This is a genomic window from Parachlamydia sp. AcF125 (assembly GCF_018342475.1).
Classification (GTDB): Bacteria; Chlamydiota; Chlamydiia; order Chlamydiales; family Parachlamydiaceae; genus Parachlamydia.
On sequence record NZ_JAEMUD010000001.1, the window covers coordinates 1,030,640 to 1,046,440 of the forward strand.

Consider the following 15,801-nt stretch of genomic DNA (forward strand, 5'->3'; position numbering starts at 1 on the left):
GCAAATTTGGTTAACTGCTTCTAAAGCTTGTCTTAAAAGGCGTTCCTTTCTTCAAAATTCTTTTAAGCGATAAGCTTCGGGAAAATAAGTAATGATGTCAGAAGCAATCATGGCATGCGGAGAATATTCTTCGGCAGCGTGTTCCCCGGCGATCCCATGCAAGTAAACACCTAGGCAGGCTGCTTCATGAGGAGATAATTTTTGAGCAAGAAGAGCCGCTATTAACCCTGTCAATACATCCCCGCTACCTGCTGTGGCCATGCCTGGCGTGCCGGTTGGGTTCACACACGTTAAAGCTTCGGGAGAAAAAATAAAAGTAGGGCCACCTTTAAGAAGAAGGGTGGTACGATTTTTTTTTGCATAGTTTTCACAAATTTTTAACAACTCTCGACTACGATTGTCAGTTTCAGGATGTTTAAGCAAACGGAGAAGTTCTTGAAGATGAGGGGTCAAGACGGTGGGACAAGAGGGAAGAGGGATGTCTTCTTGTGCAATGAGTGTAAGCGCCTCGGCGTCTATGACGCATGGCTTTTCTAGATGGGGTAAAATATTTTTAAGAAGTTGGATTGTTTCAGTTGACCTCCCCATGCCTGGGCCTATAAAGGTTGCCGCGGCGTGGTTCATGACATGTAAAATAGCTTGGGGATCATCGTAATGATAAGGAACTTTGATTAGTTCGTAGGGACTAGCGACAAGCTCATGATGCATTCCTGCCGGATAAAGTAGACGAACTATTCCAGCCCCACCTCTAAGGCTGGCTAACGAAGATAATAAAGCAGCTCCTGGCATGCCTGGAGATCCTGCAAGGCCTACTACTTGGCCTCTTTCGTATTTATCACGTGTGCGTTTTATTTTGGGTATAAGGGGAGAAATGATATCGGGGGAGAGCATAATCAATTCTTCGGCAGATTTTTCAATGTATGTGCCTGGTAATCCAAAATCTACATACCGAAGCTTGCCCACATGATTCCAACCGTCTTGCAAAAAGAAGCCTGTTTTGGGAAGGCCTAAAAACACTGTTTCAGTTGCTTGAATAGCTTCTCCGAGTACTTCCCCTGTTTCACCGTTTAAGCCTGAAGGGATATCAATGGCGATGATAGGCAGTGCTGAATCATTCGCTTGCAAAATAGCGGCCCGGTAAATGGGATCTTTGATGGGGCCATGAAAGCCTGTTCCGAAAATTCCATCTACAATCACTCCCGTTTGCAAAAAAGAGGGGAGTGTGGGGCTATCAGCATGCGCAATCCTCCCCCCTTCCATTAAAAATCGGTGATAGTTTTGTTTACAAAGATGGCTGCATTCTTCCAAAGGAGAGAGTTGCAGAGCTAAAACTTCATAATCTAAATGTAGGAGATGGATGCCTGCAACGTAAGCGTCGCCAGCGTTATTCCCTTTACCGCATAGAAGGGTGACTTGCCGGTTTAAATCATGTTTTTCGACCAGCTCATGGACAAAAAGGGCGACTCCACTCCCCGCCTCTTCCATAAAATCGGATTCTGATGAACCACCTCGGTAGGCATCTGCTTCAATTTGCATCATTTGCTTAGGCGAAACAACTTTCATGACAAGCACCTTTTCTCACATCTATCCATTGGCTCTGTTTTTACAAATGTTCTTCTTTAATTGCACGTTCCATTAAGGCATTGACGGCAATTTGGGGGTTCATTTTGTTGTAGATAATTTCATAGATGACTTTTGTAATGGGCATGCTTACATTCAATTTCTCGCTCAATTCTAAAGCTGAGACACAAGTATAAGCGCCTTCCACTACCATTCCAATTTTATTTTGGGCCTCTTCGGGAGTCAGACCTTGAGTGATAAGATGGCCAAACCTGAAATTGCGACTCATGAATGAGCTACATGTTAAAAATAAATCTCCCATGCCAGATAAGCCATTTAGGGTTTCTGCTTTACATCCTTGAGCAACGGCGAGCTTACGAATCTCGTGCAAACCTCGTGTCATTAAAGCAGCCTTAGCGCTATTTCCTAACCCTAGGCCCTCGCAAATTCCACAGGCGATAGCAATGATGTTTTTTAGAGCCCCTCCAAATGCTACGCCCTGAATATCGGCGTTTGGATAGACCCTAAAAGTGGGCGAGGTAAAAATTTGACACACAGTCATCAATAAATTTTTATCGTATGCAGAAACAACCACTGAAGTGGGGAGATTGCGTATCACTTCCTCTGCAAATCCTGGCCCACTTAAGAAACCAACTTGTTTTTTAATTTGAGGACCTAGTGTTTGAATGGCTACATCTGGCAAAATCAGGCCACTCCCTTGTTCAATTCCCTTGGAAGTCATGACTAAAGGAACATTTAAAGGAGAAATGGCTTTAACCTTTTCCAGAACAGGGCGTAGGCCTGCAGATGTCACGGATTCAATAAGCAATTCGGATTGATCTAAAACCGCTTTAAGGTTTGTTGTGAAAAAAAGCTTTCCTTTAGCTTTATGCCCCAGAAGAGAAGGGTGTTCGCGGGTTTGGTTCAAATGATCGGCAAGTTCTTGCTTGGTGGTCCAACAATTTAATTCATAGCCTTTAGCGGCTAAGATTGAGGCTAGGCAAAATCCCCAAGCCCCCATCCCTAAGTATCCGATTTTCATGCGTTTACTGAGCCTTTCACATTGTAGTTAAATTCTTTATTCTGATTTTAATTTAAATTTCGATTTCCGGATAAAGGGGAAATTTTGCCAATAAAGACTTAACTCTGCTTTGCGCTTCTTCGAGAACTTTCGGATCGATCTGGGCATTTGCTTTACTCGACTGTCCTGTTTTTTCTACAATAGCGGGTTTTGTATTTTTTAAAACATGTAAGATGATGCTTGCTATCTCAGTCATTTCATCCGTTCCCATTCCCAAAGTAGTTGTGGCAGGAGTTCCAAGCCGTATTCCAGAAGTATACCAAGGGCCATTTTGATCTCCAGGAATGGTATTGCGATTAACAGTCAAGCCTGCTTTTCTCAAAATGGACTCCGCATGCCTGCCTGTTAATCCAAATGAAGAAAGATCGAGAATGACCAAGTGGTTTTCAGTTGCGCCAGAAACAATGCGACCCCCTTCAGCTTTTAGCTTTTCAGCAAGTGTTTGAGCATTATTCACGATCCTTTGAGCGTAATTTCGAAAGCTGGGAGAGTTGGCTTCTTTAAAAGCGATGGCTTTAGCCGCGATCACATGAGGAAGGGGACCGCCTAAAGCTAAAGGGCATCCTTTATTAACTGTATCCGCAAATTCAGCTTTGCATAAAACAAATCCTCCTCTTGGCCCTCTTAAAGTTTTATGCGTGGTGGAAGTGACGATGTGCGCATAAGGGACAGGATTATATTCGCCTTGAAAAACTTTTCCGGCAACTAGTCCTGAAAAATGGGCCATATCGACCATGAAAACAGCTCCAACGGTATCGGCAATTTCTCTCATTTTAGCAAAATTAATTTTGCGAGAATAGGCAGAGTAACCCGCTAACAAAATATCCGGTTTTTCTTTTTGGACTTGTTGAGCTAATTTTTGATAATCTAGTTGTTCTGTTTGAGGATCTACCTCATAAAACACGGCACGCATCATTTTGGAAGAGAGGTTGTGTCTATACCCGTGTGTTAAATGGCCTCCAGAGCTTAATGACATTCCCATCAATTTTTGTTGATTCATCAGCTTGCGAATTTGCTCATATTCTTCCGCCGTTAGCTCATCGAGAGTTTTCTTTCCTAATCTCTCGATCTCTTTATTTTGGACTCTTTGCACGAGAATAGACCAAAAGGCGACTAAATTCGCATCAGCTCCTGAGTGTGGTTGAACGTAAGCGTGGTCTGCTCCAAAAATTTGTTTTAGTTCTTCTTGAGCCATTTCTTCGATAAAATCGACGTTTTCACATCCAGCGTAAAAACGATGGTGGGGGAATCCTTCGGCATATTTATCCGTTAAAAGGTTTCCCATTGCTAATTGAACAGCAAGGGAGGAGTAATTTTCTGATGCAATTAATTTCAAATGCGAGCGTTGGTCACGAAGTTCCTGCTCAATGGCATGGGCTATTTGGGGAGTACAAATTTCAATGTGATCTAAAGCTGCGAGGTAGGCGATTGCTGCAGGCTGAAGATTTTGGGAATGCTTTTGTAAATATTTTTTTATGCGTTGCATAGAATATCCTTCATTTCGTGAGCTGATGTGCGAAAATAGATTAATGGATATTCGATTTAATTGCAGCTTCCGTAGATGTAAAATCCGCAAGAAGATTTTTCTTGCGGACTTTCTTAAGAGACAAGAATTAAGAAAACTTCGGGGTAAACTCCACACAACCTTTATACTGCAGGGGGTGATTGTCTCCCTCTTCGTAGATTTGATCGTTAATCAAAACTTTAAATTCGCATGCATGAAAAGGAATTTCGGTTTCCCAAATCCATTCATCGGCCTTTATATTTTTCAATTTAATCCCTTTATCCCAGGATAAATCGGCGCCATTCCCGCGAATATAAAGATGGTTGTTAAATCCTACATCATACCGAATAACGACGCGGGATTTTACAGGTTGTTTAGCAGCAGGAGGGTGGATTTTTTGAGGAGCTATTTGTGTTGAGGGAGAAGATGGCTTTGCATCTGCTTTCTTTTGAGAAGGTATTGGCTGCTTTTTAGGGACCACCATAAAAAAACTCCTTTGAATTAATCTTATTTCACGTTCCTTCGTATGGCGTTTTTTTAAAAGATAGTCAAACAATTTTTTTGTAAATAGGAAAAGCGTTTCTTAATACTTTCAATATGAAGTGATTAAATTGTGTGAAGTTGGTGCGTTTCTTATCATTTTTTAAAAAAAATTAACGAATAGGTGGCTAAGTTTTTTATTTGGAAATTGCCCGAGCTCCCTTCCATTTACCTAACGTATTCACCAGAACATGGGCTGTGGTTTCTTTTTTTCGATCCCAGTGCGAATTCCAAGTAATAAACATCATTTCATTATCTAATAATTTTACCTCGTATTCATCTATCACTGTTTCTTTGTTTGAAGTAATCTGCTCAGGGGATGACCAGGCATTGATGGATAAGGTATAAGATGCTCCGTAGAGCTTTCGCACACCGCTTTCTACTGTCGACCATATTAAAACAGCATTTCCGCTGTTGTTCATGGCAAATTTAGGATTTTCACAGTTAACCCCTTGGATTTCAAACTCGGTTATAGGTGTCCAGGCACCTTCGTTTGGCAAAACGGTTGTTTGAATTACAGTATGGGGTTTATTCAGTGTCCAAAGGACGATTGCATTGCCGTTGGAATCAGCATGTAATTTGACGTTTCTGGGCACATTAGAATAGGCCAAGCAAGAAATTAGACAAAAAGTGAGCATTATTAAATTGAAATAAATTTTTTGCATTTTCCTTTAACCTTTTGCATTTGCTATCTGCAAGGAAGCCATTTAAAGTCATGAGAAAAAATTAAGCGATTTTTTCCCACCACTTTCTTCGTTTGTTTATTGAATTTGAAAAACAGTCATGTATCCCATTGTATAATTGTAAGATGAAACAGATCCCGCCGTTCCGAGTGTAATGGGATTTAGTCCCATACAAATAAGAAAAACAGGCGTTGTGCTCGTAAGATTAACCAATACCTGAACAGGAGTGAAGCTAAGATTTTGGTCCATTCTGAAATGGCTACCAGGTAAAATATTTGCAATTGCCTTAGCCGCAGATGAAATATTTGTTGTCAATGCAAAGTCAGCCTGTCCACTTACTGAAAACCCATAGGTGAAAATGTAACGTCCTGGAGAAAGAATAAGCTCATTATTTACGGGCGTTTTATAAACGGCTTTCGAAGAGGCTGAAGAGCTAGTGATTACAATCCCAGAGCTAGGAGAAGCATAGCTTCCCGTAATAAAATTCACTGTACAATCAGATACAGGAGGGGGATTGTAGGCCCCTAGTCCATAAATAGTATACCCCTGTCCTGAGCAGCCTGGAGCACCACTTATATAAAGGCTGGCAGCAAGAGACATGCCACTTGAGCCAGTAGGGCCTGTAGCTCCGGTGGCACCCTTAGCCCCCGTGGCCCCAGTAGGCCCTGTAGGGCCGGTTTCACCGGTTGAACCGGTTGCGCCTGTGGCTCCCGTAGGCCCTGCGGGTCCAGCTGGTCCTGTTTCACCTGTGAGGCCAGTAGCGCCAGTTGGTCCAGTAGGGCCGGTAGGGCCAGTCTCACCGGTTACACCTGTGGCACCCGTTGGGCCAGTGGGCCCAGTTGGTCCTATATCGCCAGTAGGTCCGGTAGCTCCGGTAGCACCTGTAGGCCCAGCGGCTCCGGCTGGTCCAATAGGACCCGTTTCACCGGTTGCGCCTGTGGCACCTGTGGGACCAGCAGGTCCAGTTGGCCCTATATCGCCAGTAGGTCCGGTAGCCCCGGTAGGTCCGGTAGGGCCAGTCTCACCGGTTACACCTGTGGCACCCGTTGGACCAGCAGGCCCAGTTGGCCCTATATCGCCAGTAGGTCCAGTAGCGCCGGTAGGTCCGGTAGGGCCCGTTTCACCGGTTGCGCCTGTGGCACCCGTTGGGCCAGCAGGTCCAGTTGGTCCTATATCGCCAGTAGGTCCGGTAGCTCCGGTAGGCCCAGTAGGGCCAGTCTCACCGGTTACACCTGTGGCACCCGTTGGACCAGCAGGCCCAGTTGGCCCTATATCGCCAGTAGCTCCGGTAGGCCCAGTAGGACCCGTTTCACCGGTTACACCTGTGGCACCCGTTGGACCAGCAGGTCCAGTTGGCCCTATATCGCCAGTAGGTCCAGTGGCTCCGGTAGGCCCAGTAGGACCCGTTTCACCGGTTACACCTGTGGCACCTGTTGGGCCAGCAGGTCCAGTTGGCCCTATATCGCCAGTAGGTCCAGTAGCGCCGGTAGGCCCAGTAGGACCCGTTTCACCGGTTACACCTGTGGCACCCGTTGGACCAGCAGGTCCAGTTGGCCCTATATCGCCAGTAGGTCCAGCGGCTCCGGTAGGCCCAGTAGGACCTGTTTCACCGGTTGCGCCTGTGGCACCCGTTGGGCCAGCAGGCCCAGTTGGTCCTATATCGCCAGTAGGTCCGGTAGCTCCGGTAGGTCCGGTAGGACCCATTTCACCGGTTGCGCCTGTGGCACCCGTTGGGCCAGCAGGTCCAGTTGGTCCTATATCGCCAGTAGGTCCGGTGGCCCCGGTAGGACCAGTAAGACCGGGTTCACCTGTCGCGCCTGTGGCGCCTGTAGGTCCGGTAGCTCCAGTAGGCCCAATAGGACCCGTTTCACCGGTCGCGCCTGTGGCACCTGTGGGACCAGCAGGTCCAGCTGGTCCTATATCGCCAGTAGGTCCGGTAGCTCCAGTAGAACCAGTAGGGCCGGTAGGGCCAGTCTCACCGGTTGCACCGGTAGCTCCTTTTGGGCCAGTAGATCCAGCAGGACCTGTTTCACCTGTAGGCCCGGTAGGACCAGCAGGGCCGGTAGGGCCAGTCTCACCGGTTGCACCGGTAGCTCCTTTTGGGCCAGTAGATCCAGCAGGACCTGTTTCACCTGTAGGCCCGGTAGGACCAGCAGGGCCGGTAGGGCCAGTCTCACCGGTTGCACCGGTAGCTCCTTTTGGGCCAGTAGATCCAGCAGGACCTGTTTCACCTGTAGGCCCGGTAGGACCAGTAGGGCCGGGTTCGCCTGTCGCGCCTATGGCACCCTTCGGGCCAGCAGGTCCAGTTGGTCCTATATCGCCTGTAGGTCCTGTAGGACCCGCTTCACCGGTTGTGCCGGTAGCCCCTGTTGGGCCAGTGGGTCCAGGAGCTCCAGTGTTACCCCGTGTGCCAGGGAGGCCTGTTGCACCAGTAGCGCCGGTTGGTCCGGTAGGGCCAGAAGGTCCTGTAGGCCCTGGAGGTCCTCTTTTAGGTTGTTTGCAGCTAGCTTCTAAATAGAATTGTAAAGGATCAGCTGTCTCTGCAAAATAATCGGCATAACTCAAATTCGAAAGCAGGCAAGCAGAAATCAGCAAAGTCAATTTTTTCATTTTTTACCTCTTTGGAAAGAACAAGTATCAGTAAAAGAATTTTTTAGTCAAAAATTTAATTGAAATTTTTTGTGTAAACCAGGAACGGCTAGAGAAAATGAGGGCGTATGAAAAAGGGTTAGATAGAAAGGATAGAAAATATTAAAAATTTTTTGCCTATCGGAATAAAGCCGGCTTCCGTTATAGAAAAATAATTTCTAAACTACCGTCGGTGTGGCTATTCTAATTATGGAAATCGTAAGCAGGAAAGCTTAAGTTTTTGATTGAAAATTATAAAGAACTGAGGTATAGTTCCTCTATAGTCAAAATTCTCTTTAGTATGATTCTATTATCTTAAATTTTAGGAATCCTCATGGCACATGCTCTTCATCAGATCTTAGATATCCAAGAACTGGATATGCAAATGATCCAACTTATGCGTTTAAAAAAAGAAAGACAAAACGAGTTGGCAAATCTGCAAGCAATAAAAGCAGATCTTCATAAAAAATCTTCGGTTAAAGAAGGCGAAATTATCGAATTAAAAAAAGCAATTCGCTTGGCTGAAGGGGAGATCTCCTTAATTCAAGATAAAATTAAAAAATTTGAGTCTCAGCAGCATTCCATTAAAAAAGTGGAAGAATTTAATGCTTTAAGCCATGAGATTTCCCAAGCTGAAAGAGAAAAACAAGCCAAAGAGCAGCGTCTAAGTGATTTATACGATAAATTGGCCGCTGAAGAAGATATGATGAAAGGCTTGTTAGAAAGTCTCAAGTCGACAGAAGAAAATTCTAAAGTGCTAGAAGAGGAGATTCGCGAAGGAATTGAGCGGATAAATGCAGAAGGAAAAGAGCTAAAAGCTGAAAGGGACAAATTCGTCGCACAAGCGGATCCTGAAATATTTAGCATTTATGAAAGGCTTTTACGCAATAAGCGAGATCGAGTGGTTGTGGCTATTGAAAATCGTTGCTGCAGTGGATGTCATATTATGTTGACTGCCCAAGATGAAAATCTTGTTCGCAAAGGTGAGCGGATTGTTTTTTGCGAACATTGTTCTCGCATTCACTATTGGCCAGAAAGCCAAGCTTTGGAAGGAACGGTAGCGGCTCCAAAACAAAGACGCCGCCGTTCAGTAAAAGCTTAATATTTATTCTGAGAAGACAAGCAATCGCTTTTACCTAAAGAGGTAAAAGAGGAAAGTCTGGACTTTACAGGAGAGGATGCCAGTGAAAGACTGGGGGCCGCAAGGCTACGGAAAGTGCCACAGAAAACAAACCGCTGCAGGCTTTGCTTGCAGACAGGGTGAAATACCTGCTTTAAGAGCACGGTCTTACCTAAAGAAATTTAGGAAGTGGTAAACCCCATCCAAAGCAAGACGGAAATAAAGCTATACAGTGCTCCGCTGTGCTTTTAAAAAGTCGCTTGAGGGTTTCGGTGACGGCGCCCCTAGAGGAATGATTGCTCGTTTGCTGTGCAAACTGACAGAATCCGGCTTATCGTCTTCTCAGATCTTTTTATTTGTTGGTGAATGTTAGGGGTAAGAGTAGTATTTCCTAAAATGTTCTTTAGCACAAGTACGTGATTCTTTCTTTTTTAAATCATTTCTGAGCAAAGTTTCTAGATTCCCATTAAGGCTTTTTTGGTTTTATTGTCCGGCTTTGCACGCTCATCCCCAAAAAGAAGGGGTAGTTAATCGATCTCTTTCGAAATCTTTTTGCTTGCTTTTCGTTCAATAAGGCGACAAAAGAAACCGATTGAAGAAGTTCTATTTTCAAAATCAAATGGAGCGCAAAGCTTCCAAACTATATTTAAAATGAACAGATAGATAATGAAGAAGGTTGAAAACTTTCGGCTATTTGCACCGACTGTGCGATACAGTCATTAAGGGAGACCCCAAAAAAGGAAGACCCTATAATTTGAAAAGGGGAGCGCATTTGGGAAACGATATTTTGTATGGTCTCTACTTTTTGATGGTGCCCTACTAAATATTGGGGAATTGCTTGAGGAATAACTTTAACGACAGAAGTATCTGGAGGTTGAAGAATGTTCAAATATTTTTTTAGGGCTTTGATAGCAATAGAGTTAAAGAGAGAAGTGTCGAGGGTATTAAAAAGATGAGGGCAAAAATGCGCTCCTCCTATCATGACAGTTAAACGGGTTTGACTAGGATGAGCATTTTGGGAGGGGAATACAGAGGAATCCCAGACTATGCCTAGAATTTGTTCTTTTTCACTAGAAGGAATTAAGAACCCAAATCCTTGGTGACTTAAAACAGGTTGATGCCACCCTAGGTTAACCACAGCAATAGGTGTGTGAGGGATAGAATTTAGCTGTTTAGCTAACTCTGGATGAGTGATTAACTTAGCTAAGGCATAAGAAGGAAGGGTAGAAAATAAATAATCCGCTTCTATCATAGGTTGGTTGTGAAGGTGGATTTTTATTTTTTTTTGACTAAATTCTAACGCAGCAACTAGGTGATTTAATTTAAGCTCTGAATTCAAATAGCCTGAGAGAACTTTAGGAAGCGTTTCCATCCCCTTTTGAAAGGAAAAAAGACTTGTTTTTTGCATTTTCTCTTGAAAATCGGTGAGGTTCTTCCTTTTCTTTGGAGAGAATAGTAAACCTTTTCCAACTGAGCCATATGTTTGCTCCCATTGGTATAAAAGGGGAAAACATGAACGGATAGAAAGCTGGTCGATATCTCCTGCATAAATGCCGCTAACTAAAGGATCGAGCAATGTTTTAGCTATCTCTGAGGAGAAGCGGCGACTAAAAAAGGAAGAAATACTTTCATCACAAGAAAGAGCTTTTGGTTTTAAAAATTCCCGCACGATTGGCCATATAGTTGTGCGCGTCAGAGGAGAAGTGAAGAAAGAAAAAAAGCTTGAGGGAAAGGGGTGTAATTTTTGATTTTTCCAAAGATACCTTTTTTTAGCCAGGGGGCTTTCAGCAATCACTTCCTCTTCTAATTTTAAGGCTTCGATAAGTTTGAGGGTTTCTAGTCCTGTTCCAGAGGGTCGACAACTTCGAGGGCCGTATTCAAATAAAAAACCATCTTGATGATGGGTGTGTATCGATCCTCCGGTCCGATTTCCTTTTTCAAGAATAGTCATTCTTATGCGGTTTCCAAAACGTCGTTTTAAAGACCATGCGAGAGTCAATCCACTAATTCCTGCGCCTAAAATGACAATATGGGAAGAATTTTCATTTACCATTTTGTACACACTCAACTAAAGCATACACCGATTCCATGGGGGTATCAGGATGAATGCCATGGCCTAGATTAAAGATATACCCAGGGTCCCGTTGCATGCCCTTAAGCATCTGCGAAACTTGTTGTCGTATTGCGTGGGGAGAGGCATATAAGATATCGGGATCAAGGTTGCCTTGAAGGGCAATCATAGATGGAAGGGTTTGGCGTACTGTTTTTAAGTCGCTATTCCAATCCAGGCTGATAGCTGCGGGTTTTAGAGATGCTAAGGAAGAGGCAAATACGGAAGAACCTCGGCAGAAGAGGATGATAGGGATCGTTGCTGAGGCAAGTCCTTCTAAGATTTTTTTAAGATAATGGAGAGAAAACTCTTGAAAATGACGATAGCTTAAAACATGGGCCCAAGAGTCGAAAATTTGAATGGCTTTTACCCCTGCCTCAATTTGTAGGAGGAGATACTCAATGGTTAAGTTTGCAAGACGATTCAAAAGTTGGTGAAAGCTGGAAGGTTCTCGAAGCATCCACTGTTTTGTTTTTTTTAAATTTTGACTTGCCCTTCCTTCTATAAGATAGCTGGCGAGCGTAAATGGCGCGCCGCTAAAGCCAATCAAAGGAACCTTTAAGTGAGGTAAGACGGTTTTGATTGCTTGAGAGACATAATCGAGGGCTTCAGGAATATGGACATCGGGGAGATTGTGGATATCGTTTAAGGTATTCAAAGGTCGCTCGATAATAGGGCCTTTAGTTTCCTCAAATCGAAGTCCTACTTCAAGGGCTTCTGGAATGACAAGGATATCGGAAAAAAGAATGGCTGCATCCATGCCAAACGTTTTAATGGGCATTAAGGTGACTTCTGCTGCCAGTTCTGGTTGATGGCACATCTCTAAAAAGGAGTATTTTTCCCGCATCGTTCGATATTGTGGCATATAGCGCCCCGCTTGGCGCATAAGCCAAACGGGTGGACGATTTTGATTTTTACAGTTTAGAGCGTCAAGAAGAAGGGAATTGTACATTAAGTCCTTCAATTTAAAGAATTTGTTCTAAAATTGCGTTGACCGTAAAGCCAAACTCAGTTGCTAACACACTTGCAGGGGCCGATGCTCCATAGCTCTCTATGCTAATGGCAATGCCAGACCTTCCAATGTATTTATGCCAACCTTGCTCCACACCGGCTTCAATGCTGACTCTTTGGCCTAGATCCCCCCCGAAAATAGAATCTTTGTATTCGGGATTTTGTTTTTCAAAAAGCTCCCAGCAAGGCATCGAGATGACCCTTACTGATTTGCCTAATTTTTCTAGCTCTTTTGAAACATCTAAAGCTAGTGAAACTTCTGAACCAGTAGCCACTAGAGTAAAGTTTGGAGGAGAAGATGCTTCTTTTTTAAGGATATAGGCACCTCTTGCTACCCCTTCCATATAGGAGACATTCGTCGCCTCTAAAGTAGGAAGATTTTGCCTGGATAGGATAAGGGCGGTGGGGCCTTTATAAGTGAGGGCTGCAATCCAAGCCATGCGCACTTCATGCGCATCTGCAGGGCGAATAACGTGCAAGTTAGGCATTGCTCGCAAAGCTGCTAAGTGTTCAATCGGTTGGTGCGTAGGGCCATCTTCGCCAAGAAAAATAGAATCATGGGTAAACTGGTAAATCACTTGTTGTTTCATCAAAGAGGCGAGCCGAATAGCATTTCGCATGTAATCAGAAAAAGTTAAAAACGTGCCAATGAAAGGAATAATCATCCCCGTTTGAGACATCCCCGTGGCCATGGTGGCCATTCCAAATTCGCGGATACCAAACTTGATATTGCGCCCTTTAAAATTTCCGGGAGTTATAAAAGAGAATTGTTTGATCATAGTCAAATCTGAAACAGACAAATCTGCAGAACCTCCGTATAAGAAGGGAAGAAGATCGGCCAACTTTTCCAAAACCTTTTGTGAAGCTTTTCGGCCAGATATAGGACTTTTGATTTCTAATCCCTTGAGCTGTTCTTCTAGATTTTCTGGGAGGTTTTTATGGGCCATGCTTTCCAGCTCTTCTAAAAGCTGAGGATTTGCTTTGCCCCATTCTCCAAATACTTCTTTCCACTCTCCTTCCAATTGCTCTTGATGCTTTTGCCTTGCCTTAAAAAAATCATAAACAGCTTGAGGGACAAAAAATGGTTCTTGGGGGATCCCTAAAGCAATCTTAGCGGCTTCCACTTCTTCTGTTCCAAGGGGAGATCCATGAGCGTGGGAGGTGCCAGCCTTATGGGGAGATCCTTTTCCAATAACTGTATGAGCAATAATTAAGGTAGGCTTGGTTTGATTTTCTCTTACATGGAAAATAGCGGTATGCAGTTCATCTAAATTATTGCCATCGATTTCGTAAACATCCCATCCATAGGCTTTATAACGTTCAAATGTATTTTCGGAGCACGACTCTTGGATGGGGCCGTCCAAGGTCACATAATTAGAATCGTAAATAACAATCAAATTGTCGAGCTGCAGATGTCCAGCCAATGAAGAGGCTTCTGCAGTCACTCCTTCCATCGCGCACCCATCGCCCATTAGAACAAAGACTTTAGGCGAGAAAATTTTTTGTTCAGGTGTATTAAAGCGCGCCTCTAGTAGCTTTAAGCCTAAGGCTTGTCCCACTCCGTTTCCTAGCCCTTGGCCAAGAGGGCCAGTTGTTGTCTCCACACCTTCCGTCTCAATGGATTCGGGATGCCCAGGAGTTCTAGAGCGAAGCTGCCTAAATTTTTTGATATCTTCAAGACTTACATGATAGCCTGCTAAATGCAAGCAGGAGTAAAGGAGCATAGAACCATGGCCAGCTGAAAGAATAAAACGGTCCCGATTCAACCATGTTGGATTTTTGGGATTATGTTGAAGGGCATGACCCCATAAGTAAGCCCCAATTTCTGCGCATCCCATGGGAAGACCTGGATGGCCGGAGTTCGCTTTCTGAACTGCATCCATGGATAATCCACGGATTGTGGTTGCAATCTTGCTGAGGGTTTGTCTAAGGGCGGGGTCTAAAGTCTTTTTATCCATGGGGGCTCCAGCTAAGTGAGTATAAGTGAAAAATTGTTAAATGAGAGTAATTCCTACACTGTAGCTGCCTTCTCTAAATCCGGCAAGTACGTTTTTCTTTTTGAAAGGTTCATAATTAAGGGGGCAAGCAGCCATCTTAAAACTAAAGGTAGGGAGCTTAGAAAATTTATGGGATTTAAATTTAATTAAAGAAGAGGGATAATTTTTGCTATTTTAAACAGAATGGGGCTTATTGAGAAAATATCTTCTTGCGATGCAAAAATTGTCTATGTGGATCGCAAAAGCTTAATTAAATGGCTAAACCGCCATAAGCGTGAGGTACCAAATCAAGTAGAAATAGTGAATTTGGAACAGCATAAAACCATCCGCTGCTATTATGCCCATTTTCCGTATAACACTGGAATGGGAGGCCGTGGAGAATCAATTTTACGCAACCCACTAGTGATGGGGTTCAATTTAAAGAAGGCTCTTTCTCAAGTAACTAGTGATTAAAAAGGTCCTATGTTTTTAAAAGTTTTTGGATACCCCTTCGCATATTCTCAGCCCCATTTAAGTTGATCTCTATGGGTGGAAAAGGAGAACTCAAGGTTTTTTCAATGATGGTACGGAAACGATGGGGGGCTAAATCAGGGGGAGAAATGACCTGTACGATACCTTTTGAGGCAAACTGTTCGGCTCTTTGACGTTGTTTGCTGAACTTAGAAGGATAAGGATAAATAATTCCTGGGGTTTTAGTTTCGCATAAGTCAATAATCGTGCTTCCTCCTAAGCTAATCGAAAGAGCGCACTGTTGCAATTCTTCGGTAAAATTGGGTAGAAAAGGCACAAGGCGGATATTGCTTCCTCCTATCTTTTGAAAGAGGTGCAAATCGTTAGCCAACTTAGGGGAAGATTGGGGCCCCAAAACTAGCATAAATTCATAATCGGGGAAAAAAATAGATACTTCTGCAGCTGCTCGGAGTAATTCCTCACCTACCGATCCTCCTCCCACAGTGACGAGGATTCTTTTGACACGCTCAGAGGACGGTCGAATCAACTTTCCACTGGAAACATAGCCTGTATAAACCAGCTTATCTCCTAATTTTTGGGCAAGGACAGACGTCTCGTGAAGATTGAGGATTTGGGGATCGCAATGAATGAAAACCTTGTCATAGTACCGATCGAGAAGGGGATAAATCCATTCGATGTGTTTAGGGTCGGTTGGCACATAATCTAAACAGGAGCACACCACCAGGCAAGTGGGATTAATTTTTTTCACTCGCGCAATGATATTTAAGACCTCATGAGTAAAATCATGCTTTCCCATGGGAAATGATTGGGACACGAAAAATTGGTAGGGGAGAGTTAAGAAAGAATCCAAAAAATCGTGCCGTTTTTTTAAGATTTCCTCATAGGATTCTGCCGGATTTAAGAGGTGGGAAAGGGGAGACAGAGGAATTTTATGGAAGCGAGGGGAAGAGAGTACTTGATGCACTTCTCGCCCTCCTTGAAGAAAATCGATCTCAAAGTCTTGAATAAGACTTTGACACAGGCGTAGCCCCCGTACTAAATGCCCAATTCCCAAAAGATACTGACACCAAAAAAGCCCACGCATGGATGATTCCTT

11 protein-coding genes and 1 other RNA gene are annotated in these 15,801 nt (G+C 43.9%); 2 read left to right on the forward strand and 10 right to left on the reverse strand.

Going from position 1 to position 15,801, the window contains the following annotated elements; genetic code table 11:
• Window positions 1-51: 51 nt before the first annotated feature.
• From PARA125_RS04015 to PARA125_RS09955, 6 genes are all read right to left on the reverse strand, one after another.
• The gene (locus PARA125_RS04015; protein WP_213157413.1) at window positions 52-1,563 is read right to left on the reverse strand and encodes an NAD(P)H-hydrate dehydratase; all 1,512 of its coding nucleotides are present in this window, start codon (window positions 1,561-1,563) and stop codon (window positions 52-54) included.
• Window positions 1,564-1,603: 40 nt separating this feature from the next.
• Window positions 1,604-2,602, reverse strand: a complete 999-nt coding sequence (locus PARA125_RS04020; RefSeq protein WP_213157414.1) for an NAD(P)H-dependent glycerol-3-phosphate dehydrogenase — start codon at window positions 2,600-2,602, stop codon at window positions 1,604-1,606.
• A 52-nt stretch (window positions 2,603-2,654) separates the two neighbouring features.
• Entirely contained in the window at window positions 2,655-4,127 is a 1,473-nt protein-coding gene (locus PARA125_RS04025) for a glycine hydroxymethyltransferase (RefSeq protein ID WP_213157415.1), read from the reverse strand.
• Between the two features lie 127 nt (window positions 4,128-4,254).
• Entirely contained in the window at window positions 4,255-4,629 is a 375-nt protein-coding gene (locus PARA125_RS04030; protein ID WP_213157416.1) for a CBM20 domain-containing protein, read from the reverse strand.
• A 193-nt stretch (window positions 4,630-4,822) separates the two neighbouring features.
• Window positions 4,823-5,281 carry a hypothetical protein gene (locus tag PARA125_RS04035; RefSeq protein WP_213157417.1) on the reverse strand — a complete coding sequence of 153 codons (459 nt, stop codon included), beginning with the start codon at window positions 5,279-5,281 and terminating at the stop codon, window positions 4,823-4,825.
• 165 nt (window positions 5,282-5,446) lie between these two features.
• Window positions 5,447-7,978, reverse strand: coding sequence for a hypothetical protein (locus tag PARA125_RS09955; protein WP_213157418.1), 2,532 nt, complete (start codon window positions 7,976-7,978; stop codon window positions 5,447-5,449).
• 352 nt (window positions 7,979-8,330) lie between these two features.
• Here PARA125_RS09955 and cdsZ point away from each other — a divergent pair, with 352 nt between their 5' ends.
• Window positions 8,331-9,098: a zinc ribbon domain regulatory protein CdsZ gene (gene cdsZ, locus PARA125_RS04045; protein ID WP_213157419.1), complete on the forward strand. Its 768-nt coding sequence runs from the start codon at window positions 8,331-8,333 to the stop codon at window positions 9,096-9,098.
• 8 nt (window positions 9,099-9,106) lie between these two features.
• Window positions 9,107-9,466, forward strand: an RNA gene (rnpB, locus tag PARA125_RS04050) — RNase P RNA component class A.
• 296 nt (window positions 9,467-9,762) lie between these two features.
• Here the strand turns inward: rnpB and hemG are convergent.
• From hemG to PARA125_RS04070, 4 genes are all read right to left on the reverse strand, one after another.
• The gene (gene hemG, locus PARA125_RS04055; RefSeq protein ID WP_213157420.1) at window positions 9,763-11,169 is read right to left on the reverse strand and encodes a protoporphyrinogen oxidase; all 1,407 of its coding nucleotides are present in this window, start codon (window positions 11,167-11,169) and stop codon (window positions 9,763-9,765) included.
• Complete coding sequence (hemE, locus tag PARA125_RS04060; protein ID WP_213157421.1) at window positions 11,159-12,178, reverse strand: uroporphyrinogen decarboxylase; 1,020 nt, start codon at window positions 12,176-12,178, stop codon at window positions 11,159-11,161. The genes hemG and hemE overlap by 11 nt, the downstream gene beginning before the upstream one ends.
• Before the next feature lie 13 nt (window positions 12,179-12,191).
• The gene (tkt, locus tag PARA125_RS04065; RefSeq protein WP_213157422.1) at window positions 12,192-14,195 is read right to left on the reverse strand and encodes a transketolase; all 2,004 of its coding nucleotides are present in this window, start codon (window positions 14,193-14,195) and stop codon (window positions 12,192-12,194) included.
• 499 nt (window positions 14,196-14,694) lie between these two features.
• The gene (locus tag PARA125_RS04070) at window positions 14,695-15,789 is read right to left on the reverse strand and encodes a glycosyltransferase family protein (RefSeq protein ID WP_213157423.1); all 1,095 of its coding nucleotides are present in this window, start codon (window positions 15,787-15,789) and stop codon (window positions 14,695-14,697) included.
• Between the last annotated feature and the right edge of the window lie 12 nt (window positions 15,790-15,801).